Annotated in this window: 17 protein-coding genes; 10 read left to right on the top strand and 7 right to left on the bottom strand. The window is 44.6% G+C overall.

Going from position 1 to position 23,327, the window contains the following annotated elements:
- Window positions 1-102: 102 nt before the first annotated feature.
- The 6 genes from DIU38_RS15255 to DIU38_RS15230 all read left to right on the top strand — a co-directional run bounded on the left by DIU38_RS15255 (window position 103) and on the right by DIU38_RS15230 (window position 12,233).
- Window positions 103-3,396 (top strand): SusC/RagA family TonB-linked outer membrane protein, encoded by a 3,294-nt coding sequence (locus DIU38_RS15255; protein WP_243770744.1) that lies wholly within the window; start codon window positions 103-105, stop codon window positions 3,394-3,396.
- A 25-nt stretch (window positions 3,397-3,421) separates the two neighbouring features.
- Entirely contained in the window at window positions 3,422-5,233 is a 1,812-nt protein-coding gene (locus DIU38_RS15250) for a RagB/SusD family nutrient uptake outer membrane protein (protein WP_112651899.1), read from the top strand.
- 139 nt (window positions 5,234-5,372) lie between these two features.
- Complete coding sequence (locus DIU38_RS15245) at window positions 5,373-6,284, top strand: hypothetical protein (protein ID WP_112651906.1); 912 nt, start codon at window positions 5,373-5,375, stop codon at window positions 6,282-6,284.
- A gap of 107 nt (window positions 6,285-6,391) precedes the next feature.
- Complete coding sequence (locus DIU38_RS15240; RefSeq protein ID WP_112651908.1) at window positions 6,392-7,339, top strand: BT_3987 domain-containing protein; 948 nt, start codon at window positions 6,392-6,394, stop codon at window positions 7,337-7,339.
- A gap of 521 nt (window positions 7,340-7,860) precedes the next feature.
- Window positions 7,861-11,262, top strand: a complete 3,402-nt coding sequence (locus DIU38_RS15235; RefSeq protein ID WP_112651911.1) for an ABC transporter permease — start codon at window positions 7,861-7,863, stop codon at window positions 11,260-11,262.
- Window positions 11,263-11,327: 65 nt separating this feature from the next.
- Window positions 11,328-12,233, top strand: coding sequence for a DUF2268 domain-containing putative Zn-dependent protease (locus DIU38_RS15230; protein WP_112651912.1), 906 nt, complete (start codon window positions 11,328-11,330; stop codon window positions 12,231-12,233).
- 397 nt (window positions 12,234-12,630) lie between these two features.
- Here DIU38_RS15230 and DIU38_RS15225 read toward each other — a convergent pair whose 3' ends face one another.
- Window positions 12,631-13,110 (bottom strand): Dps family protein, encoded by a 480-nt coding sequence (locus DIU38_RS15225; RefSeq protein ID WP_091163299.1) that lies wholly within the window; start codon window positions 13,108-13,110, stop codon window positions 12,631-12,633.
- A gap of 75 nt (window positions 13,111-13,185) precedes the next feature.
- Here DIU38_RS15225 and DIU38_RS15220 point away from each other — a divergent pair, with 75 nt between their 5' ends.
- From DIU38_RS15220 to DIU38_RS15210, 3 genes are read left to right on the top strand one after another with little or no spacing between them, the layout of a single operon-like run.
- Entirely contained in the window at window positions 13,186-13,971 is a 786-nt protein-coding gene (locus tag DIU38_RS15220; RefSeq protein ID WP_112651913.1) for a DUF4905 domain-containing protein, read from the top strand.
- A gap of 21 nt (window positions 13,972-13,992) precedes the next feature.
- Window positions 13,993-15,006 carry a LysM peptidoglycan-binding domain-containing protein gene (locus DIU38_RS15215; RefSeq protein WP_112651915.1) on the top strand — a complete coding sequence of 338 codons (1,014 nt, stop codon included), beginning with the start codon at window positions 13,993-13,995 and terminating at the stop codon, window positions 15,004-15,006.
- Window positions 14,999-15,631 (top strand): uridine kinase family protein, encoded by a 633-nt coding sequence (locus DIU38_RS15210; protein WP_112651917.1) that lies wholly within the window; start codon window positions 14,999-15,001, stop codon window positions 15,629-15,631. The genes DIU38_RS15215 and DIU38_RS15210 overlap by 8 nt, the downstream gene beginning before the upstream one ends.
- On the opposite strand, the gene DIU38_RS15205 is transcribed toward DIU38_RS15210, so the two are convergent.
- From DIU38_RS15205 to DIU38_RS15195, 3 genes are all read right to left on the bottom strand, one after another.
- Window positions 15,628-15,966, bottom strand: a complete 339-nt coding sequence (locus tag DIU38_RS15205; protein ID WP_112651919.1) for a superinfection immunity protein — start codon at window positions 15,964-15,966, stop codon at window positions 15,628-15,630. The two genes, DIU38_RS15210 and DIU38_RS15205, sit on opposite strands and share 4 nt — an antisense overlap.
- 408 nt (window positions 15,967-16,374) lie before the next feature.
- The gene (locus tag DIU38_RS15200) at window positions 16,375-17,031 is read right to left on the bottom strand and encodes a 3-oxoacid CoA-transferase subunit B (protein WP_112651921.1); all 657 of its coding nucleotides are present in this window, start codon (window positions 17,029-17,031) and stop codon (window positions 16,375-16,377) included.
- Window positions 17,032-17,257: 226 nt separating this feature from the next.
- Window positions 17,258-17,956: a CoA transferase subunit A gene (locus tag DIU38_RS15195; RefSeq protein ID WP_112651923.1), complete on the bottom strand. Its 699-nt coding sequence runs from the start codon at window positions 17,954-17,956 to the stop codon at window positions 17,258-17,260.
- Window positions 17,957-18,359: 403 nt separating this feature from the next.
- On the opposite strand from DIU38_RS15195, the gene DIU38_RS15190 reads away from it, so the two are divergent.
- Window positions 18,360-18,917, top strand: coding sequence for a hypothetical protein (locus DIU38_RS15190; RefSeq protein ID WP_112651925.1), 558 nt, complete (start codon window positions 18,360-18,362; stop codon window positions 18,915-18,917).
- Window positions 18,918-19,063: 146 nt separating this feature from the next.
- Here the strand turns inward: DIU38_RS15190 and DIU38_RS15185 are convergent, their stop codons facing one another.
- The 3 genes from DIU38_RS15185 to DIU38_RS15175 form a co-directional block, all read right to left on the bottom strand.
- A complete protein-coding gene (locus tag DIU38_RS15185; RefSeq protein WP_112651927.1) occupies window positions 19,064-20,149 on the bottom strand; it encodes an SGNH/GDSL hydrolase family protein in 1,086 nt (361 codons plus the stop codon).
- Between the two features lie 277 nt (window positions 20,150-20,426).
- The gene (locus DIU38_RS15180) at window positions 20,427-20,789 is read right to left on the bottom strand and encodes a VOC family protein (protein WP_208057804.1); all 363 of its coding nucleotides are present in this window, start codon (window positions 20,787-20,789) and stop codon (window positions 20,427-20,429) included.
- A gap of 171 nt (window positions 20,790-20,960) precedes the next feature.
- On the bottom strand, window positions 20,961-23,324 hold the full coding sequence (locus DIU38_RS15175) for an endonuclease MutS2 (RefSeq protein ID WP_112651929.1): 2,364 nt from the start codon (window positions 23,322-23,324) through the stop codon (window positions 20,961-20,963).
- Between the last annotated feature and the right edge of the window lie 3 nt (window positions 23,325-23,327).

Genomic DNA, 23,327 nt, shown 5'->3' with positions numbered 1-23,327 from the left:
GAATATATGAAAAATAATGTGCCCTGCCAATGGGGCCGCAAGTGTACGCTTTTTATGAAATTGAGCACATTAATGCTTTTATTATGCAGCACTGCGTTTTCTATGACTCGCGTTGATGCAAACGGGCAGGAGGTCCTGAAAAAAAAGATCACTGTATACGTTAAAAATAGTCCGGTTTCTGATGCGCTCGAGAAGATCTCCGCCTCATCGGGGGTTAAGTTTACTTATAATGGAGCGGTAAGTAACAGTACCGAAAAAGTATCGGAAAAAGCGGTGAATATTGAACTTGGCGTTGTACTTAAACGGGTGCTGGCTAAAACCGATTTTACTTTTATCGTACTCGACGATGGCGAAATCCTTGTTCGCTATGATGATGCTAAAAAAAATACCAATTCTGGTAAAACGTTTTTTCAGCGAATTGTTACAGGCAGGGTCACCGATGAAAAAGGCATTGCGCTGCCCGGTGTTTCCGTTAAAGTTAAAGGAACAGATAGGGGTGGTATAGCCGATGCTAAGGGAAATTACCAGATCCAGGTTAATGCCGATAGCGAAATTTTGGTTTACAGCTTCATTGGCTATAAGAACCAGGAAGTAGCCGTTACGAACAAAAAGGTTATTGATATACAAATGCAGCCCGCGGCTGATAATGAACTAAAAGAAGTAGCGGTAGTAGCTTATGGCACGCAGAAAAAGGTAAGCCTTGTAGGCGCACAGTCAACTATTGATATTGAAAACCTGAAACAGCCTGTTTCGGATGTTACCACCCTGCTGGCCGGGCAGGTTGCCGGCGTTATCGGCGTACAACGTTCCGGCGAACCGGGCCGTAGCAGTGCCGATATCTGGATTCGTGGTATATCAACCTTTACGAGCAGCTATCCATTGGTATTGGTTGATGGTATTGAGCGCTCTATCAATAATATCGAGCCTGAGGATATTCAATCTTTCACGATTTTAAAAGACGCGTCGGCCACTGCGGTTTACGGTGTTCGTGGTGCAAACGGTGTTATCATTGTACAAACCAGGCGTGGGGTAGCCGGTAAGCCCAAAATAAACGTCGATTTTTATGAGGGTATAAACTCATTTACCCGTATCCCTAAAATGGCCGATGGCGTAACCTACATGAATATGGTTAATGAGTCATTAACCACCCGGGATCAGCCTGCCAAATACACGCAAACCTATATCCAAAACACCAAAAACCAGGTTGATCCGCTGTTGTATCCGGATATTAACTGGATAGATGCCGTTTTTAATAAATACAGCCACAACAGGCGCGCTAATATCAATGCCAGCGGCGGGGTACCAAGTGCCCGTTACTACGTTTCGGCAAGTTATTATGATGAAACCGGCTTGCTTAAAACAGATGAGCTGGCCAAATACAATTCAACTATTGATTATAACAGATACAATTTTACCAGTAATCTAAACCTTGAGCTTACAAAAACCACCAAACTTGATTTAGGTGTACAGGGTTTTGTGGGCAAAGGGAACTATCCTTCAGTTTCGGCCAGCGATATTTTTGTGCAGGCCATGATCGTACAGCCTACGGCTTTCCCCATTATGTATCCTGGCGGTTTTGTTCCGGGCGTAAACCCCAACGGCGATCAGCGAAATCCATATGCTGATTTAACTACACGGGGTTACAGCACCACGTATTCGAGCCAGTTATATTCAAATGCCAGGCTTACGCAGGACCTGAAATTTATTACACCGGGCCTGAGTTTTACGACCATGTTTGCTTATGATATCAACACATCACATAGCGTTAACCGCAGCAAGCGTTTGGATACCTATTTTCCTGATGCAACAACACCCTATAACGCCGACGGATCGCTTAACCTGATCAAAACATATTCGGGCACAAGTACATATCTTAACTTTTCGGAAGCAAGCGGCGGTTACTATAAAACCTATACCGAATCGTCGCTGAATTATGACCGCACTTTTGGCGATCACCATGTCGGTGGCCTGCTATTATTTAACCAGCAGGATCAAACCAATTATCCGGGGGGCTCCTTTGCAAACTCAATTCCTTACCGTTACAGGGGCCTGGCCGGCAGGGTTACCTACTCCTATAAAGACAGGTATTTTGCCGAGTTTAACGTAGGCTACAACGGATCTGAAAACTTCTCGCCCCAAAAACGCTACGGCTTTTTCCCGGCCTTCGGCGTGGGCTGGCTTCTGTCCGAAGAGAAATTCTTTGAGCCGCTGAAAACAGCGTTCTCCATGTTTAAGATCCGTTACAGTAATGGTTTTGCGGGTGCTGATGACGGCGGTCCGCGTTTTGACTACCTTACTTTTTTAACAGATGGTGCCGATGGTTATACATTCGGTCTTAACCGACAGGGTGTAAGCGGAATCAATATTACCAATTATGGTGTAAACGTGACCTGGGCAAAATCACACAAACAGGATCTCGGCTTTGATATACGAACGCTGAATGATAAGCTCTCACTTACTGTTGATTTGTTTAAAGAACACCGCACGGGTATTTTATTGCAAAGGCAGGCCGTTCCAAGTTTTGTAGGGCTTGCAAACTCGCCTTACGGTAACCTGGGTATTGTTGATAATAAGGGGATTGATGCCAGCCTGCAGGATAACATGACTATTGGCAAGGTTAATTTAAGCATCCGTGCAAACGTTACTTATAACAAGGATAAGGTGATAGAAAACGATCAGCCCATACCGCCGTATCCATGGATGAACCGTCGCGGTAACAATGTACTGGCTAATTACGGTTATATAGCCGAGGGTTTTTTTACCAGCCAGGATGAAGTTAACAAAAGCGCGGTACCCGGTGATAAAAGCAGCATAAGGCCCGGCGATATTAAGTATAAAGACTTGAATAACGACGGTGTGATTAACGCTTATGATGTTACTAAAATTGGCCGCGGCGATGTGCCTTCGTTAATTTACGGAGCCGGCTTTACGGTATCGTACCTGAATTTCAGCGTGGGCGCTTTTTTTCAGGGTACCGGCCGGGCTGACAGGTATATTTCAGGTAATGCTATCCAGCCGTTTTCAACCAATGGCGGTGTAAGCAATGCCTATGCCAATATTACCGACCGATGGACACCCGAAAACCCCAATCCCAACGCGTTTTATCCACGCCTGGCCTTTGGCGATGCCGCGAACACCAACAATACCCAAACCAGTTCATTCTGGATCAAAAACGTTCAGTTTGTAAGGCTTAAAACATTGGATGTTGGGTATACGCTGCCTAAAGGTTTGTTTAATAACCTGGGTTTAAAAGGAGCAAGGGTATATGTAATGGGGTATAACCTGTTCACCTTCAGTAAGTTTAAATTATGGGATCCAGAGCTTAATACAGGCAATGGAACGTCTTATCCTAATACTAAAACGTTGTCGCTAGGCCTTAGCGCGCAGTTCAATTAATACTAACTGTATTTAAAATTCAGGTATGAAAAAAATATTAATAATGTCTTTCTTACTATCCTTGGTAAGCATGAACTTTTCCTGTAAAAAGGGATATCTGGACCAGGTTCCGGATGATAGGTTAACCCTTGATCAAACGTTCAATAACCGTAATACGGCATTGAAATTTTTGGCAAATATATACTCTAATATGCCCGATGAGGCTTCGCAGCGTTTTGCCGGTTTCGGGAATACCGTAGGCCAGTGGACGGGTGGCAGCGATGAGGCTGAATATGTTTGGGGCTTTGTAACCAGCAATAATATCAATAATGGTACTTATGATGCTTCAAGCAGCCTGATTAGTGGCTTCTGGACTTATTTTTACCAGGGGATCAGGAATGCCGGAGTATTTATGGATAATATAGATAAGGTGCCAGACCTTACGCCCGATCTTAAAACGCAGTACAAGGCCGAAGCAAGGGCATTGCGTGCTTTATATTACTTTTATCTTTTGCGCATTTATGGGCCTGTGGTTATTATCGGCGATAAAACCATCGCTCCGGATGCATCTTTTAACGATGTTCAGTTACCCAGAAATTCATATGATGAGTGCGTAAGTTATGTTACTGCCGAACTTGATCAGGCGGCCAAAGACCTTCCTGCATTGCCTTCTAATGATAATAATTATGGACGTTTTACCAAAGGTTTTGCATTGGCCATCAAATCTGAAATGTTGTTGTATGCTGCCAGCCCGCTTTACAATGGCAATACCGATTATGCCCCTATGAAAAATGCCGATGGCAAACAACTGATCACTCAGCAGCCCGATGCAAATAAATGGAAGCTTGCTGCAGATGCCGCTAAGGACTTCATTGACCAGTTTGTTCCGGCGGTATATGATCTTTATCGTGTAAATGACCCAAGCGGCAATTACAGCCCGTATCTATCATGCCGTGACGTATTGTTAAAAGATTGGAACAAAGAAGTTATATACGCCAATATTGGCGCAGGCGTTACGAACCGGCAGTATGAAACAACCCCATACCATCAGGGTGCAGCTGACGAAGACAGGGGGGCCGGAGGTCTGGGCGCTACCCAGGGTATGGTTGATGCTTATTTTATGGCCAATGGACGCGCTATTGATGATGCCGCATCTGGCTATCAAAAAACTGGCTTCTCAGATTTTAAGGCACCTTATGATGATCAGTCAAGAAGTACCTACAATCAATGGGTAGGGCGCGAACCTCGGTTTTATGTAGGCATTACCTATAACGGCAGCGAGTGGCTTAATAAAAACTCAGGCAATGTGATTACACAACTCTGGAATACCGGTAACTCGGGCCGCAACACCGGTGGTAATGATTATTGCCCTACCGGATACGTGGTGCGAAAAAATATGCCACCAAGCGATAGGACACAAGGCAGCCGCTCATGGGTAATGTTAAGGCTTGCCGAAATTTACCTCAACTATGCAGAAGCGTTAAATGAAAGCAATCCGGGCAACGCCGATGTGCTGACCTATATTAACCTGATCCGTAACCGCGCCGGCATCCCCGAATATGGCAAAGGTGTCCCTGCACCGGTAGGGCAGGAAGCCATGCGCCTGGCCATCAGGAAGGAGCGGCAGGTAGAACTGGCATTTGAAAACAACCGCTTTTTTGACGTAAGGCGCTGGAAAATTGCCGAAACTACGGAAAGCGGGCCAACCTACGGATTAAATATCAGTGCCGACCTGCCCGATTTTTATAAAGTGGTGTCGTTTGAAAATCGTGTTTTTTCTAAAAAACACTACTTCTATCCATTGCCGCAAAATGATATTAATAGTGATAAACTATTGGTGCAAAATACCGGTTGGTAAACTCATTGAAAAAAGCATACCGGTAAAGGCCATTTGAAATTGGCTTTTGCCGGTATAAAAAGCAAATCATCCTGTTTTAAATAAACAAATCCTGGTTGCCGTGCAAAAGCGCCGTAGCGCAGGATGTTAGCACATTGTTATGAAATTTATCAAATATGCATCATTACTGGTGGTGTTTTTCCTTACACATATTTTAATCAGTTCGGCAACTCAGTTCAGCCCCGGCGACACGCTGAAAAGCCCTGCCAAAAACTGGAAAGAGCATTGGTTTGAGCACGACCTTATAGTTTCGCGCACTTATGCCGATGCTAACGTGGTTTTTTATTATGATGATAACATGTACCCTTCAGTAACATGGCCTTATAAAACCATGTCGGCTGTTTGGGCTTATGTAAAAAAAACATACGGAGCATTCGGTACTGATCCCCGCCTGTACGTGGTGTTGCACCGTGTGGTTAACAATAAGCTGGGCGGCGGGCACCCTGCATCGTACTTTGATGCCAGTCATGATCATCACAATACCATTGATTGCGGGCTTGATGACTGGACAGGCTCTGAAGGGCAGCAAATTGGGATGCCTGTTCATGAGGTAGGGCACATTGTTAGCGGTGCCAGCCATGGGGTAAAAGGCTCGCCATCGGATGCTTTATGGGGTGATAGCAAGTTTATGGAAATTTTTAACTATGATGTACTGAAACATATTGGCAGGGAAGATGAAGCCGGCAGGGTTTATAAACAAATGCAAACCCAGTATGATGATTTCCCCCGCCCCCAATCGCAGTGGTTTAAAAACTGGTTCTACCCAATTTATCATAACTATGGCGAAGCAGCGGTATTGAATAAATATTTTGGTTTGCTTGCCGATTATTTCCCGCAAAAAAATAAAGAGTACACCAGGGACCTGAACTGGGGCGAGTTTATACATTTTTGGAGCGGTGCCGCCGGTGTAAACCTCAAGACGCAGGCATCTGTAGCCTTTGGATGGAGTGATGAATGGGAAGCGCAGTTTATTAAAGCGCAGCACGATTTTCCGCAGGTTAAATACAAATAAGTTTAACAGTGAAAATGCTGATAGACCGCTGGCCATTTTTTTTAGAAAAGACCGCTGCCTGGTTGTAAAGACATTTAAAAAACATTAATCATTAACTCAATTAAACAATGAAAAAGACCTTAGTGAAATATTACCCGGTACTGATGGCCCTGGTAGTATTAATCAGTTCATGCTCAAAAAACGACGATAATTACGATTACCGGAAGATGCCAACTTCGGTTGAATTGCCTATAGCGGCGCATGCAGGCCCCGCATCGTTTGATAATGGCGGTTTTAAGTATAAAATATCTGAAAGCATCAGCGCGCAGCCGCAGTCCTTATCCACTACTGTGTTACTGTCTGCAGTAAAACCGCTTACAAAGGCCTTAACAGTTACCCTTCAGGTTGATATGAATGCCGTTACCAGTCTTAACGCGGCACACAGAGCCCAATTTGTTGCCGATAGTACCGAGGCGGTAAAAAACGGTACTGATCTGCCTGATCGTAACAGCGCACAATACGCCACCTTTGTACCTTTGCCATCAAGCGCTTATAATGTGCCAGCTTCAACCGTAACTATCGGGGCCGGACTTTTATCGGCCAATCATAATATCAACCTGATTACCTCGGGCCTTTCGCTTAGTACTAATTATATGTTGCCCCTATCTATTACAGATGCGCAGGGCCAGGCTATCAATTACTATAAAACAGTATACTATATTATTGGGATAAAAAGTCAGTATGAAGGCAACTATACAGCAAATGGTTCTATTGCTTTTCCTGATCCTTCAATAAACAGATCATGGACTAACAGAACTAAAACTTTAACAACCATTAACGGCACAACTGTACGTTCAGAAGCAGCAGACCTTAGTGGAAGTAATTACTACATGTATTTAACGGTAAACGCCGATAATTCGGTAACTGTTAAATCGGCTCCTGAAGCCGCTAACCAAACTATCCAAAATAATGGTGTATGTATGTATGATCCGGTTACAAAAACTTTTAGACTAAATTACAAATACGTAGGTGGCACCGGCGATCGGCGAATCAGTGAGAGCATCAAGTTAAACTGATACTTAAAAAATGCAGTAGATAATCCAAACGCTTTCATCAGAAACGTTATTAGTTGAAAATACCTGATTAGAAAAGGCAAATGCCAGGATGCCAGCTACGTGAACATATTCGTTTAGCCGAAACGCTGGCATGCAAGAGGTTATCGGTCCGACTCTGATATTACCCACTTGACTGAAACCAACAGGTTGAAAGGCCTTTAGATACCCTCTAAAGGCCTTCGTTTTTAGGTGGGTACAACCAAGATCCTGTCCCGCAAGAGTTGCAGAAATTGTTCTTTGGTTATCTGTACGCCGGGCGCCTTGTTTTAACAATTGGGCAGCAAATGCTGAGCCCTTTAATAGGTTTTCCCGGTTATCTCAGGCTATGTAGGGCTACGTTATTTTATTAAAAACGTACGCTGCCTGTGCGGTTTTATTACAAATGAATATGGGGAAGTTTTTATAACTATTTATTTGTTAGCTAGTTATTGATTTGGAATGACGATTGAGCTAATTGAGCACGTGAATCATATTCCTATTATATGACCTTTTACGATCTGGCATCCCTTGGAACCTTGTTTACCGGGCTTACGCTTGCTTTGCTGTTGGCAGCCAAAAGCACTGACCGTAGCAGTAATTTATTTTTAAGCTCTGCGTTAGTTACAGTCGTATTGAAGACCAGCGGACTTACGCCGGTTCTTTTTCCGGCCCTGGGGCCGCTGTTGTATTTTTATGTGCGGCAGCAAACCTGTCCCGGCCAACGGTTCAAACTAATAGATCTGCTGCACTTCAGCCTCTTGCTGCCTGCATTTTGGATGCCGGCATGGCTGGTATTAATTTCGGCCATTGGCTACCTCTATTTGTCACATCGTTTGATCAGTATTTTCTATGACCGGATACAGCCGGTGCTGATGGACCGGCCCCGGCTTACTTTTCGGCGGTTGGAACAGTGGATTTTCCTGCTGGCTGTACTCTGCCTGCTCTGGTCATTTTACCCTATCTTCGGTTTTGCCGCAGCTTTGGCATTGTTCGGGATGGCGGCCGGTGCAATACTGAAACCCCTTGGATCGGTGCAACCACAACCAATAACGCCGGACATGCCGGATGCCAGAAGTAAAAGCCGTAAACTTAAAGAAGCGGTAGCCGCCGGCCGCCTTTATGAAGATGCCGAACTGACCCTGGCTACCCTGGCGCTGAAACTGGCGATACATCCGCATGACTTGTCCCGGATCCTTAACATGGGGATGAAAAAGAATTTTAATGATTTTATCAATGAGTTCCGGGTACGCGAAGTGGTCCGGAAAATGCAGGATAGCAGCTATAACCACCTGACCCTGCTCGGCATTGCCTTCGGGTCCGGGTTCAATTCCCAAAGAACTTTCAACCGGGTTTTTAAAGAAATGACCGGAAAGACCCCTGTGGAATACAAGAACAACCTGAAAAAAGAATGGCCATTTGATAAATTGGCCATTCTGCCGCATAGGAGGCTGGTAATATTGCGTTCGGAAAGTCGGCCAAACCAGGTCTCCGAAAAATTAAACCGTAATCGTATGTTCCGCAATTATTTTAAAACCGCATTCAGAAACCTCCGGCAGCAAAAGTTGTACTCCATCATCAATATCGCCGGTTTAAGTATGGGGCTGGCCTGCGCCATGCTGATCATACTGTATGTTCAGGACGAAGTAAGCTACGACCGCTTTCACCAAAATGCCAGTCAGATCTACCGGATTGATAAGCAAACGACCAAAGATGATAACAGTGTCTCCAACGGCAGTTATACCGGTTATTTCCCGGGCCCGCGTTTTGCTGCAAAGATCCCCGAAATACAAAGCTTTGTCCGCTTTCAACCGGCGCAGGCAGATATTAAAATCGGCACAGATGTCAATTCGCAGGGTGTCTGTTTTGTCGATGCTAACTTTTTTTCGGTATTCAGTTTTCCTTTACTTAGTGGTGATGCACGTTCCGTATTAACCCAACCCAATTCCGCGGTAATTACCGAAGAAATGGCGAAAAAGTATTTTGGGCATTCAAACGCTGTTGGCCACATTATCTCCATCAAGGACGACAGTGTATTTAGACCCTGCATGATCACAGGGATTGCCAGGAATTGCCCGCAAAATTCATCCCTCAAATTTCAGGTACTGCGACCGCTGCATGTTTCTGCTGCAGCCGAAAATAATAATGCTAATTGGTTTAACTCATTTCTCAGCACTTTTGTCGTGCTATCTCCCGGTGCGGATATTAAAGCTGTTGAAGCAAAAATGAACCAGGTATTTGTATCAGATGCCGGCAAAGCCATTGGGGAGATAAAAAATAAATATCACGTAAAAAATATCGGTATAGCTTATTTGCTGGAGCCGCTTACTGGTATTCATCTGGGTAAGATGGTGCCGGGCGAAAACGAAATACTCCGCGATAAAAGTAACCCTGAATTTGCGTATATTCTTTCGGCTATTGCTCTTTTTGTGCTGCTGATCGCCTGTATCAATTTTGTTAACCTGACAATAGCACGTTCGGTAAAGCGGGCAAAAGAGATCGGTATCCGTAAAGTGATCGGCGGCACCAGACAGCAATTACGGCTGCAATTTTTAAGCGAGTCTTTTCTGCTTTGTTTGATCGCTTTCACCGTCGCGCTGGGGATCGTTATAACGATATTACCGGTATTTGGCGGGTTAGCCAATAAAGTGCTGTCGCTTACTTATTTGCTTAATGCAAAACTGGTGAGCTGCTATATCGCGCTTTTTTTGCTCACCGGTTTACTGGCCGGGTTTTATCCCGCTATCATCTTGTCCGGTTACCAGCCGGTCAAAACCTTGTACAGTCGTTTTAACCTGGCCGGGAAAAGTTATTTACAAAAGGCCTTGGTTGTCTTTCAGTTCACGCTGGCTTCTTTTTTAATCATCGGCGCGATCACCATTTTTTTACAGTTCAATTACCTGACTACACAAAGCCTGGGTTATGATGATCGTAATTTGATTACGGTTGACCAATTTTCATTGACCCGAAGTGAAGCGGCTTTGATAAAAAAGAAATTGATGGAGAACCCCAATATTGTGGAAGCTGCCCCTAAAAATGGCGGTTATAATAACAATACAGTAAAAATAAATGGTGATCAGCAGATTAACATCGCTGTTGAAACAATAGATGCTGATTATTTACCGCTCCTTCGTGTACCCGTTATTGCCGGAAGGAATTTTTCAGCTGCCTATCCGTCGGATCAGCTAAAATCAGTCTTGATCAATGAGGCGTTTGCCAAAGAAGCCGGTTGGAAGCACCCCGTTGGGCAGCAAATCAATACCTTTGGTAATGAGACCTACACCGTCGTAGGTGTGGTTAAGGACTACCATTATCAGCCTTTGACTGAAAAAACAGGCCCGCAGCTTTTCACCATGAATCCGGCAAACAGCTTCGGTATGATGTACATTAAAATCAAGCCCGGCACAGAGACCGCGAGCCTCCGGTTCATCGGCCGGATATTTAAAGAATTGTTCCCGCTCAGTCCTTTCGTTTACAACTTTAAACAGGACCAGAATAGGCAAAGTTATGCGGCCGAAGCCAGGTGGAAAGCGATTATTTTATTCAGTGCCGCACTTACTATCTTTATTTCCTGTATAGGCTTGTTCGGCTTATCTGTATTGGCCGTTGAGAAGCGGGTTAAAGAGATCGGCATACGCAAAGTGCTTGGAGCTTCAGCAGGCAACGTGGTGGTAATCCTCTCAGCGGATTTTTTTAAGCTGGTCGTTATCGCGCTCGCTATATCCGTTCCGTTTGCCTGGATCGCGGCCAGCCAGTGGCTGCAACATTACCCTTACCGAATTATACTCAACTGCTGGTTGTTTGTATCCGGTAGTGTATTGGTTATACTGATCGCCCTGATTACTATCAGCTTTCAATCTGTCAGGGCAGCGATCGCCAACCCGGCCAAAAGTCTACGAACGGAGTAAGTTATTTACTATTTTTCAGTTTACTTGCCTGCTAAATACCCCGGAGAATGAACTAAAGCAGCTTAATGATGAAGAAAATTATGTTCCTGATTTTGTTGGCCCCGGTGCTTTGCCGGGCACAGCATATCTCTCAAACAGACTGGAAGAATTTTTGGACTATGCGCGATAGCGTATCAGCCAGCCCTGATACGGCCCGGCAACTTGCCGCGGTTAACCACCTGTATATCAGCAGCGCCAGTGATGGCCTGAAGGCGTTCATGCGTAATAAAGACGGCCTGGACCGTAAATGGCTGGCGTTGCTTAAGGGCAATCCCGGCTTTTGGGATACCCTGCAAAGAAAGCAATTCATGATCAATGCTGCCGTACGCAAACTGGAAAGACGGATCGCCCGCTTTCAAAAGCTATATCCCGAACTGAAGCCCGCTCAGTCGTATTTTATTGTTGGTTTACGGCAGCAGGGTGGCACGGTCCGCGGCAGTTTGTCGATCATCGGGGTGGAAGTCGTGTTGAACGATCCTGAGATGACAGGCGATCAGTTGGTACGCATGGGAATCCACGAGTATACCCACACACAGCAAAAGCGTCCGGATTTTCAGCATATCAATGTACTGACTTCGGCTATCCGGGAGGGGGCCTGCGATTTTGTGGCCAAACTGGTAACAGGCATCCCAATGAAAACACCTTATATGGCTTACGGTCCCGTGCATGAAAAGGAAGTGTGGAACTCTTTCCAACGGGAAATGTATACGCAAAACAATGATAACTGGGTGAGTACCGGCCAAAACCCGGCGTTGCCCGCGCCCGACCTGGGCTACTTTATCGGTTACCGGATATGCCAGGCATATTATGACCAGGCAAAAGATAAAAAAGCAGCGCTAAAGGAAATCATCGAATTAGATTACGCAAACCCGGTAGCAGTGGACGATTTTTTCAAACGTTCAGGTTACCGATGCGGCCGATCGGGTAACTGACCCACGATTTAAAAGTTTTGAATGGTGATAAAAAACATTTTCGATAAATTCAACAAAAAAGCTGCTCAACTTAACAGGGGCAAGTAATTTGGATTTTGAAAGTTTTTTAAAAGACGCATTTTTAGCCTTTAAACGCAAAAAAAAGCCCTTAGCAATGCGCTAAGAGCTTTCCAAAACAAGTTTTCCTACAAGGGCTCGAACCTCAATCTTCAGAGCCAGAATCTGACGTGCTACCATTACACCATAGGAAAATTACAGAACATCTGCCACTTAAAGTGATAGCATTTTGTTTCTTGCAAATATACGAAATATGCAAACCGGTGTAAACCCCGTTTTAAAAAAAGCCACATCCGGGACAATCCGGATATGGCTTTTTTACAGTAGGATTATCTGCGGGTTAGTCCTCGTTCACGAATGAACGCAGCATCCAGGTATTTTTTTCGTTGAATTGCATGAAGCGGTTGATCATGTCGTTAGTGCCATCGTCTCCGGCATCGGCGGTGATGGTCAATATCTCGCGTTCCATTTTTATCAGCGCAGCCAAATCGTCAATAATAGCTTTCACCATCAGGGTGTCCTTTAAGCCGATGGTCTGGATCTCTTTGATGCTTGATGTTTCAATATAATCTTTAAACGTGCTGATAGGAGGTTTGCCAAGGCTCAGGATCCTTTCGGCAAGCTCATCAATGGTAACCAGCGCGGCAGTGTACAGCTCTTCAAATTTCAGGTGCAGTGTAAAAAAGCTTGTGCCTTTAACGTTCCAGTGGCAGCCGCGCAGTTTTTGGTAGTGGATATGGTAATTAGCCAACAGGTCGTTCAGGTGGTCAACTACCGGTTTTACTTTAACTTCTTCGAGGCTTATTTCTTTTGCGTCCATAAATAATAGTGATGTTTTAAGTGTAACATGCCTTTGCGGGGCAATGTTTGGCAAAGGTAAACAGTTTTAATTTTAATGAGCATATTTGCATTCTCTATGACTTCGCTTTTACCCTTCATCAGTAAAACTTACCAGTCCCCGGTTTGGCGTATGGAAATTGACGAAAGCAGCCAAACGCTGTTCCTCGAGATCAGGGACCATGCCGATAAGCAGGTTAGTTTTTCGGCCCTTAACCTGCAAAACGGTGAGGTTTATTTTGAAGGCTTAACTACCCCCGAGCGCTGGCTTACCGGTATTGAAGCTGCTTATGGTGGCGTATTATTGCTGCATAATTACCAATCGGCCACAGGGCCGGTACATAAGGGCTTGACAGCTATTGAAGCTACAACAGGCAAGGCATTATGGAGCAATTTTACTTTGGCTTTTGATCATCTGTCGGTAAATGGTCCTGTAGTTTACAATGCCCAGCTACAACCAAAGAAATTATTTTTACTTGATGTTAAAACCGGCAATGTGCTAAGAGGATATGAGCCGGTGCCAGATCAACCGCTGAATAATCAGGTCATTAACCCTGAATTGTTGCCTGCTGCGGAAGTAAATAGTTTATATTTACCGCTCAGCATATATGCAAATGCGGTTCATTATATCAGCGACAATAGATTCAGAATTGTATCTTTGCACACGCTTTTGCAGGAGCATCTTGAACAGCACTTGTTTGTATTTAACGAGGAGGGTACCCTTTTGTATCACGATTTGTTACATAACGCTATACAAAAAATGCAACCCGAGGCGTTTGTACTACATAATAATCAGCTCATCTATTTAAAAAACAGATCGGGCTTAATAGTGTTGAACTTGTAAATTACTGTATTATAATTTATTATGAAATTTAAGATTTTATTATTGGTCGCTCCCTTACTCACACTCTCCATATCGCTTTTTGCAAACCCTGTTGTTGACTCAATTGGTGTTGAAAACCTGAACGGCAAAAAAGTGATCGTTCACAAGCTTGATCCCAAAGATAATTACTATTCTATAGGCCGTCGCTACAACATCAGCCCTAAAGCTATTATACAGTTTAATAATAACGCCCCGCTTAAAATTGGCGGTATTGTAAAAGTACCTACCGAATTGCCGTTTTCGGGCGAAGCTGCCGCGCAACCGGCAGTAACTGCACCTGCAAAACAAGCAGCAACAAATCCTGCACCCGCACAACAAAAACCGGTTATCCAGGCTCCGGTTCAGCAAAATAAACCTCAGGTACAGGCTCCGGTTAGTTCGCCTGCCCCTGTAACGCAGCCTGCTGCAAGCAAACCACAACAGGCTGCTGCCGATACCGTTAAAAAAGTAAGCATGCTTAATGTGCAGCAATACAAAGTATCGGCGGGCGAAACCTTGTTTTCTATCGCCAAGCGTTTTAATACATCTGTTGAGGATATCAAAGCACTTAATAAACTAAGTTCTGATTCTGTAACTCCTAACCAGGTTATTAATGTGCGTACCGGTTTACCCCCCGAAGAAGCAAAACAGCCTGTAATGCAGCGCGATTCAACTTCGGTGGCTGCGCAGCAGGACACCACCGGCGATCATGGCAAAGCTAACCGTTTTGGTTTATACGAGAAAGTTGAAAAAGGCGTAGCTACCTGGATGGATGACGCCGGTTTAGATCCTAAAAAGGAGTTGGTGCTGCACCGTACAGCACCAATAGGCACCATTATTAAAATTACCAACCCAATGAATAATCATACCACCTTTGCAAAGGTTGTTGGCCGTTTTACCGATAACGAAACAAACAAAAATGTTTTGATCATCATGACCAAAAACACTGCCGATGCTTTAGGTGCTTTAGATAAACGTTTCCAGGTAAATATCAGCTACGGCAGCCCGAATGAATAAACCTTATATTATTGGAATTGCCGGCGGAAGCGGCTCAGGCAAAACCTTTTTTTTAAAGTGCTTTTTAGAACATTTTACTGCCGACGAGGTGAGCCTCGTATCGCAGGATGATTATTACATCCCGGTAGCACATAACATGACCAAGGAGGAGAACAAAGAATATAACTTTGATCTTCCTTCAACTATTGATCATGAACATTTTCAGCAGGATATCAGCAAGCTTTTAAATAAGGAAGCTATCCTAAAACAGGAATACACTTTCAATAACCCCGATGCTATCCCCAAAATGATAGAGATCAAGCCTGCACCTATTTTGATAGTGGAGGGCTTGTTTATCCTGCATTTTAAAGATATATCGGAGCTGCTTGATCTTAAAGTTTTTATTGATGCCGATGAAGATGTTGCCCTGCAGCGCCGCCTTAAACGCGATCTGATAGAACGCGGCTACTCGCATGATGATGTGATGTACAAATGGATCAACCACGTGGTGCCGGCCTACAAAGAATACCTGCTGCCCTACAAAGATGAATGCGATCGCGTGATCACTAATAACACCCACGTTGCCGAGGATATTATGGTGATAACAGAAGAGATTTCGGCTGATTTGAGGGGACGTTTATTTTAAGACAGGTCGCCTAAAATCTCTTTCAGTGCTTTTTCGTAATCGGCTTTGGTAATAACCCCGGCATCAAATTGTTTGTATAGTTCATGCAGCCTCAACGCTTTTTCGGTGGTGTAACCGGGATAACCGGCTTTATAATAATCTAAAGGCGCTTTTTCCTTTTCAAACGACCAGATAAGCGCCCAGATCCAGCCGATAATAGTCCAGCCCAGAAACAGGTTTAACAGGAAAATCAATTTGAAATCGGCTTTTTCGCGGGCTATTATAGCGGGTATAAAATACAGCAGTGCGGCAATTGCCATGCCCATCATTCCAGCAATGCCAAATATGAAATCCATGTTTTAAAGATAGGAGTTTCTTTGAGGGATGCTATAGCTTTTTACTAAATCGTCATTGCGAGGAACGAAGCAATCGCGAGCTATACAGAGCGGACTTGCTTATTGAGAATTATTAATAATTGTAATTTGATTTTTATAGGTATTAATGAGCTCCCTACGGTCGGTTGTCTTCGTGCCTTATGATGACGTCATCGTAAATAATTGATTATCAAGTTGGTTTTTGGGGCCTGTTTTGTGATATGGGCGTTGCCTGTGGCCCGCGCTATACGCTCATACTGCACGGGCATTAGCCACAAGGCCGGTATCCGCTGCTATCGCTAACGCGCCCGACACACCATCGCTAAGATATATTTTATACGTCATCGCGGTGTTTTTCAGGGTTTCCTTGATGGTTACTCAATGACGTGACTACAGAATTATCTCCGGCACTTCCCCCTCAACAATAAGCTTCCCTGCCGTAGCTTGTTTTATTTCTTCAACACTTACTCCCGGAGCCCTTTCAATAAGCCTGAAACCACCTTCGGGCAAAACGTCAAATACACCCAGCTCCGTCACGATTTTTTTAACGCAGTGTACGCCGGTGAGAGGAAGGGTACATTGGGGCAGCAACTTTGATTCACCAGCTTTGTTTACATGCTGCATGGCTACAATGATATTTTCGGCCGATGCTACAAGATCCATAGCGCCGCCCATACCTTTAACCATTTTACCGGGGATTTTCCAGTTGGCTATATCCCCGTTTTCGGATACTTCCATAGCGCCAAGGATGGTAAGGTTTACCTTTTTAGCCCTTATCATCCCAAAACTCATGGCCGAATCAAATATGGCCGACCCAGGCAGCATGGTGATGGTTTGTTTGCCTGCATTAATGGTATCCGGGTCTTCCTCCCCTTCAAAAGGGAAAGGTCCCATCCCCAATAAACCATTTTCGGACTGTAATACTACGTCCATGGTATCCGGTATGTAATTGGCTACCAGCGTAGGGATGCCAATGCCAAGGTTAACGTAGTAACCGTCTTTTATTTCTTTTGCAATTCGCTTTGCGATGCCTTGTTTGTCTAACATGATTTTCTTTATTAAATCATGTCATTGCGAGGTACGAAGCAATCGCATGCTATACAGGGCGGCTATGCCTCTGTGCGATTGCCACGCTACGCTCGCAATGACATGTTGCGTTTTATTAATTATGTCATTGAGGAACGAGGCAATCGCTTGCTATACAGAGAGACTTGTATAGTCGCTTTGCCAATCGGGGATTGCTTCGTGCCTCGCAATGACGTGGTGTTTAAGCTTAGTTTTTACTCCTTACTGTCGCATGCTCTATACGCTTTTCATAGTTACTTCCTTTAAAAATCCTGTGTACATAAATACCCGGGGTATGGATATGATCCGGATCAAGTTCGCCGGGTTGTACCAGTTCTTCTACTTCGGCAATGGTTACCTTACCCGCCATAGCCATTACCGGGTTAAAATTGCGCGCGGTAGAGCGATATACCAGGTTGCCCATTGTATCGCCTTTCCATGCCTTTACAATGGCGAAGTCGGCATTAAAGGCCATTTCCATTAAATAATCTTTACCGTTAAAGTTGCGCACTTCCTTGCCTTCGGCCACTTCGGTGCCAATACCTGCGGGGGTGAATATGGCGGGCATGCCGTAACCGGCGGCCATACAGCGGGTGGCCAGCGTACCTTGTGGTATCAGTTCTACTTCAAGCTCGCCGCTTAGTAACTGGCGTTCAAATTCGGCGTTTTCACCCACGTACGATGAGATCATTTTTTTTACCTGGCGCTGCTTCAGCATCAAGCCGATACCAAAGTCATCAACCCCCGCATTATTGGAGATACAGGTGAGCTGCTTAACCCCCTTTTTTACCAGGGCGGCAATACAATTTTCTGGCAATCCGCATAATCCAAAGCCGCCCAGCATGAGGGTCATGCCATCGGAAATGTCGCGGATGGCCTCATCGGCACCACTAACTACTTTATTCATATATTATAATTGGTTGCTATAAATTTAAGTAAAATAAGCCTGAAGCTTATGGTTATGTAGATAACTTATTAGGGCAGGTTTGTGTTTTATGAATGTAAGCGTATTACATCGTTTTAACTTAAGCTTTTGAAGGATGGAATGGAAATGGGCGATCGGGGCCACAAGTCAGCTCTGCACCACCCTGCACACAAGACTTGCGCCAAAAGCGTAAACAAATAACGGAAATAAACTTATGTCATTGAGGAGGGACGACGAAGCAATCGCATTGCTATACAGGGCGGCCCTGCGTCCGTGCGATTGCCACGCTATCGCTCGCAATGACATGGGGACAATTGATTTATAGGTTTTATTAAAACAATTGGAAATTAATTTTATTATTAATTAATATATCAAATAAAAACCTATGGAATTACGAGATGACGAGTTCAGGAGCGACGAGCTTAAACGCCCCGAACATGAAGAAAACAAACCCAATGCTTACCGGGTGGATGACGACAATAATGAGGACGAAAAAGACCTGAAACGAAGTTATCTGTTTGGTAGCTCAGAAATGAAAAGCCCCAATGACCCAGGTATGGAAGGAAACGGTATGGGAGGCGAAAATTTTGGTCAAAACAATATCACCCCGGCCGGTAACGATAAAGACAATCCGTCACAAATGGCGGGCAATAATAACGAATACTTTAACCGCACCCAGCCTGCCGAGGAACATCCCGAAAACAGCAATTTTAAAGATCCTAACCAGGCAGGTAACGCCAACTACGGCAATGTGATCAACGTATCACAAAACGGCCGTTCGGATGAGGACAGCGGACAAACGGAAACCAGTAATAGCAAGCCCAACCCGCAGCAGCAATACGAGGAAGGAACTGCCGACGATGACGGGGATGCCAGCAAAAAGCAACAAACCAATATTCCAGGACCTAATGAGCTGCCTGATCAGCAGAAGGTAGGGGAGTAAGGTAAAATTTTATGTCATTGCGAGGAGCGAGTCGTAATGAGCCTTGGGGCGACGTGGCAATCTCGTCGTTTTGCAATACGAAAAGCATATTTGCCCTGTATTGCTACGAGATTGCTGCGCTACGCTCAATGACATGGTTTTATATTTTACCACTTAACCGTCTTCTCCATAAAAGCGATCAAATCATCGGCCATAGCTTGCTGCTCTTTCAGGCTCGGATGCCCCGGCGTATTTTTATAAGGAATAAAGTGCGTGTAAATGCCTTTATCATTTAAAGCAGCAACGGCCTTTTCGATATAACCAGGCCATGGCGAACCTGCTTTGGTTGCATCCATGCTGCCCAGCGCGCAAATGATCTGTGCTTTAGGATATACCTTGCGTATACTTTTTACAAACTCTTTATAAGCTTTAATGATCTGCTCCGGCTCGGGGGCTTTACTGCCAAAGCGCTCTTTAAACTGTGGATTGTTGGGTTGGTTTACAATCCACGAATCATTTTGAAACAGGTTGATCACTACTACATCGGGCGTATACTTTTTGAAATTCCAGGTGCTTGTTGGGTCTGTTGGATCAAGGCGGTTATACATTTCGGGCATAATGAGCGGGAACCAGCTCACGGTAATGCCGATACCGCTTTTAGAGGTGCAAACATACTGTGCATTAAAGTGACGGGCAGTAAGGGCCGCGTAGCTCAGGTAGCCGTTTTCATAAGGGGCGCTGCCACGATCCTGCCCGGTGGTGTCCTCATCGGCATAACCGCAGGTAATGGAGTTGCCGAAAAATTCGATCTTACGTTTTTGGGTCTCCGGAGGAGGAAGGGCAGTGGCGTCTTTAGCTAAGGTGAACTGATAAAAAAGGGTTTTGCCTTTGTCCCATTCGGTACGTTTAAACAGTTCGAGGGTGTGCTTACCGCTCGGCAGGTTCTCAGCGAGTGTATAAGCCTGTTTGGTATTATCAAGGTGAATGGTGTTTACAACCTTGTCATCAACAATGATGGTAAAATAGTTTTCGCCCCGTTCATCCTGCATCACAGCCGATGCGCCGGTTCCGTCAAAACTAATTTTTAATGATGAGCCCGTCCAGTACAGTTCGGCAGCTTCATCAGTTTGATTGATCCGCCCGGTGTAGCGGATGCGCTGATCTTTGCTCTTTAAAATAATATTTTGAGCAAGACAGCTTGTTATTGAACCGGTAAATGCAATGAAAAGTACAAGAAAATATAATCTGCGCATTTTTATTAGGGTTTGGCCGCCCTAAAAATAGGAAACTTATACAAAATCAATGCAGCAAAAAAGTCTCCTCTATGCATATGCCGTTGTTAGTGTTGTCACCAACAACTTCTATTCTTTCAATAAATTATGTTTTTTAATTACGTTACCGTTAATAAAACTGGTAAGCAAATGTTGTTGGTGACAACACCAACAACGGCGGGGTTGCCCTAAAAATAGGAAACTTATGCAAAACGCGGATAAGTCATTGGCCTATCCGCAAATATTTGTTAAGAAACTATCATTCAATTGGCATACCAAATTGCAGCAGGTAACCATTATAGTCAAAAACGCCGAATTCGCGCATGCCGTAATTAAAATCTTCTATGGGGTAGCAAATCACCGCCCTGTCTTTCAGCTCGCTCCACAACAGATCAACCTTATCCGTGCGGATATAAAATGAGCCGGTAAATTTAGGTACAGTGAACGATGCATTATCAATAGGCAAAGCTAACATGATCTCGATATCATCACGGCTTACCGTGGCCCAGCCCCAGTCCTCATCATAGCCAATACAGGTAAAACCAAGGTTATTAATATAAAAATCAACACTTTCCCGTACCTGCCGGGTGTATAACATAGGAGCAATAGATTTTAAAGACATAGTTGAAATAAGTTAAGGTTGAATCGGTGTTAAACAAAATGCGTCATTGCGAGGAACGAAGCAATCCCCGATTGGCAGAGCGAATATGCAAATCCGCCCTGTATAGTTTGGGATTGCTTCGTTCCTCGCAATGACGTTTGGTTAGTTGTTGGTATTATTTTAACCTTGCGTTTACTTCAAATATACATAAGTTATTCCATCTCCGCCACGATCAGCATGCTCATCTTCCATGCGGTCAACCTGTTCATATTTTTTGAGGTATTGCCTGATCATTTTGCGTAAAATTCCATCGCCCTTACCATGAATGATCTTGAGGTTGTTAAAACCCATCATCAGTGCACGGTCAAACAGTTTTTCAATGGCGTGAAGCGCATCTTCAGTACGCTGGCCACGTACGTCAATCTCCGGACTAAAACTGGCCATGTCATTGGTGTGCGAACTGAAATTTCGTCTGATCTCTTTAGGTACCGATGATTTGGAAACTTTAATCACGCGTTTCTTTTTAGCAACCGTACGCAAATCGCCAATGGCAATTACTACGTTTTCTTTAATGATCTCAATTACCTGGCCCGTAGTTTCCGAATCGGTGAGTTTCACCCAGTCGCCTGGTTTCAGCTCTTCATCAACAGGAGCTGCAGGTTTTGGCGCCTCAGTTTTAACGGTATTCTTTTTAAGTTCAACGTTCAGGTTTTCGCGCAGCTGGCGGGTTTTTTCCTTATCGGCATTGCTGCTCTTTATTTCGGAAATGGTGTTTTCAACCAGCTTGTTTGCGTTCAGGATAATGTTCTTGGCCTGGTCCTTGGCTTCCTTAATCAGTGTACGTTTATTTTCTTCGAGATAGCTTTTTAACTTCTCGTTTTCGGCAAGCAGTTCATTAACCTTGCGTTGTTGTTTATCCAGTTTTTGTTTGGTTTCAAAAATAGAACGCTTTTCACGCTCCAGGTCAACCAGCAGGGTGTCCACCTTTTTTTGCCCTTCGCTTATTTTGTTTTTGGCGAGGTTAAGCACGTTTTGAGGCAAGCCTATTTTTTGGGCGATCTCAAACGCATATGAACTGCCGGGCTTGCCAATCTCCAACTGGTACAGCGGCCTCATCTCAACGTTATTGAACAGCATCGAAGCATTTTCGATCCCTTCCGTATTGCTGGCAAATATTTTAAGATTGGAGTAATGGGTAGTTACCATGCCCTTAACCTTTTTTTGGTTAAGGGATTCCAACACGGCCTCGGCAATCGGCCCGCCAAATTGCGGATCTGTACCGGTACCAAATTCATCTATCAGAATGAGAGTTTTGCCGTTGGCCTGCTCCACAAAATTTTTCATTTTGGACAGGTGGGCACTGTACGTACTCAAATCACTTTCTATCGACTGGTCATCGCCTATATCAACAAAAAGTTGCTTGAACACACCTACTACACTGGCTTCATCCGCGGGGATGAGTAAGCCGGCCTGCACCATCATCTGTAATAAACCAACGGTTTTCATACAAACAGATTTACCGCCGGCGTTAGGGCCCGATACCACGATGATGCGGGTACCTTCGTCTATCTGCATATTGAGTGGGACAACCGTTTTTTTCTCTGCCTTAAAATTCAGGAACAATAGCGGGTGACGGGCATTGTATAATTTAACCCTGGCCTCGTTTATCACCTGCGGCATTTCGGCCTCAATATCAATGGCAAACAGCGCTTTGGCGCGCACAAAATCAAGCTTGGTTAATAGGCCATGGTACGAGAGCAGCAAAGGCACATAAGGCCTTAACTCGGTAGTTAAAGCGGTAAGGATCTTTACTATCTCCCGGCGGCGTTCAAATTCCAGGTCGCGGATGCGGTTGTTGAGTACAAATACCTCTTCGGGCTCAATATAAACTGTTTGGCCCGATGCTGATTCGTCATGCACAAAACCTTTCAGTTTGCGTTTGTTTTCGGCCAGCAGCGGGATCACCAGCCTGCCATCGCGTACTGTTAACGAACCATCAGCAGCCCAGCCGTTTGATGTGGCATTTTTAAAAACCATATCAATTTTTTTGCGGGCTTCCTGCTCGGCTTTGGCAATGCCTGTGGTAATTTCCATCAGCTCGCGCGAAGCATTGGGCCTGATCTTGCCTTTCTGATCAATCACGGCGTCTATCTTTTTAAGGATCGCCTTTTCAATAGGCAGGTGCTCAAAAAGGGCTTCGAGGTTTGGGTACAGGCCTTCACGCTCGTTAAAATAGGCAATAACGGCAAATACCGTGGTTAACGAAGCCTGAACCTGGTAAAACTCTTCTTCGCTTAAAAAAACGCCCTCTATACGGGCTTTATTGGCAAGGGACTTTATATCGAAAAAATGCTGGATGGGCAGGGCCTCATCATTAACCAGGATATTCTTAAACTCGTTTGCCTGGCTCAGGAATTTATGGATCTGGTCGTAATTGCTCATCACCTGGATCTTGTCAACCATTTGTTGACCCATTTCGCTCAGGCAATGTGCTTTTATCAGTTCTTTTATCTCGGTAAAACCCAGCTTATCTACACTGTTTTGGGGGTAAAGCATCAG

This window comes from Mucilaginibacter metallidurans (assembly GCF_003286435.2).
In the GTDB taxonomy this organism is placed as follows: Bacteria; Bacteroidota; Bacteroidia; order Sphingobacteriales; family Sphingobacteriaceae; genus Mucilaginibacter; species Mucilaginibacter gossypii.
The sequence above is the reverse complement of the archived record's forward strand: the minus strand, read 5'-3'. Positions and strand labels throughout refer to the sequence as shown.

What these genes read in the sequence shown, in the direction of transcription:
- DIU38_RS15215 (WP_112651915.1), top strand. Translation starts at nt 13,993, where the DNA reads ATGAAATTTAAGATTTTATTATTGGTCGCTCCCTTACTCACACTCTCC.
- DIU38_RS15195 (WP_112651923.1), bottom strand. Translation starts at nt 17,956, where the DNA reads ATGAATAAAGTAGTTAGTGGTGCCGATGAGGCCATCCGCGACATTTCC.
- DIU38_RS15210 (WP_112651917.1), top strand. Translation starts at nt 14,999, where the DNA reads ATGAATAAACCTTATATTATTGGAATTGCCGGCGGAAGCGGCTCAGGC.
- DIU38_RS15230 (WP_112651912.1), top strand. Translation starts at nt 11,328, where the DNA reads ATGATGAAGAAAATTATGTTCCTGATTTTGTTGGCCCCGGTGCTTTGC.
- DIU38_RS15175 (WP_112651929.1), bottom strand. Translation starts at nt 23,324, where the DNA reads ATGCTTTACCCCCAAAACAGTGTAGATAAGCTGGGTTTTACCGAGATA.
- DIU38_RS15250 (WP_112651899.1), top strand. Translation starts at nt 3,422, where the DNA reads ATGAAAAAAATATTAATAATGTCTTTCTTACTATCCTTGGTAAGCATG.
- DIU38_RS15180 (WP_208057804.1), bottom strand. Translation starts at nt 20,789, where the DNA reads ATGTCTTTAAAATCTATTGCTCCTATGTTATACACCCGGCAGGTACGG.
- DIU38_RS15235 (WP_112651911.1), top strand. Translation starts at nt 7,861, where the DNA reads ATGACCTTTTACGATCTGGCATCCCTTGGAACCTTGTTTACCGGGCTT.
- DIU38_RS15205 (WP_112651919.1), bottom strand. Translation starts at nt 15,966, where the DNA reads ATGGATTTCATATTTGGCATTGCTGGAATGATGGGCATGGCAATTGCC.
- DIU38_RS15240 (WP_112651908.1), top strand. Translation starts at nt 6,392, where the DNA reads ATGAAAAAGACCTTAGTGAAATATTACCCGGTACTGATGGCCCTGGTA.
- DIU38_RS15225 (WP_091163299.1), bottom strand. Translation starts at nt 13,110, where the DNA reads ATGGACGCAAAAGAAATAAGCCTCGAAGAAGTTAAAGTAAAACCGGTA.
- DIU38_RS15255 (WP_243770744.1), top strand. Translation starts at nt 103, where the DNA reads ATGACTCGCGTTGATGCAAACGGGCAGGAGGTCCTGAAAAAAAAGATC.
- DIU38_RS15200 (WP_112651921.1), bottom strand. Translation starts at nt 17,031, where the DNA reads ATGTTAGACAAACAAGGCATCGCAAAGCGAATTGCAAAAGAAATAAAA.
- DIU38_RS15245 (WP_112651906.1), top strand. Translation starts at nt 5,373, where the DNA reads ATGAAATTTATCAAATATGCATCATTACTGGTGGTGTTTTTCCTTACA.
- DIU38_RS15190 (WP_112651925.1), top strand. Translation starts at nt 18,360, where the DNA reads ATGGAATTACGAGATGACGAGTTCAGGAGCGACGAGCTTAAACGCCCC.
- DIU38_RS15220 (WP_112651913.1), top strand. Translation starts at nt 13,186, where the DNA reads ATGAGCATATTTGCATTCTCTATGACTTCGCTTTTACCCTTCATCAGT.
- DIU38_RS15185 (WP_112651927.1), bottom strand. Translation starts at nt 20,149, where the DNA reads ATGCGCAGATTATATTTTCTTGTACTTTTCATTGCATTTACCGGTTCA.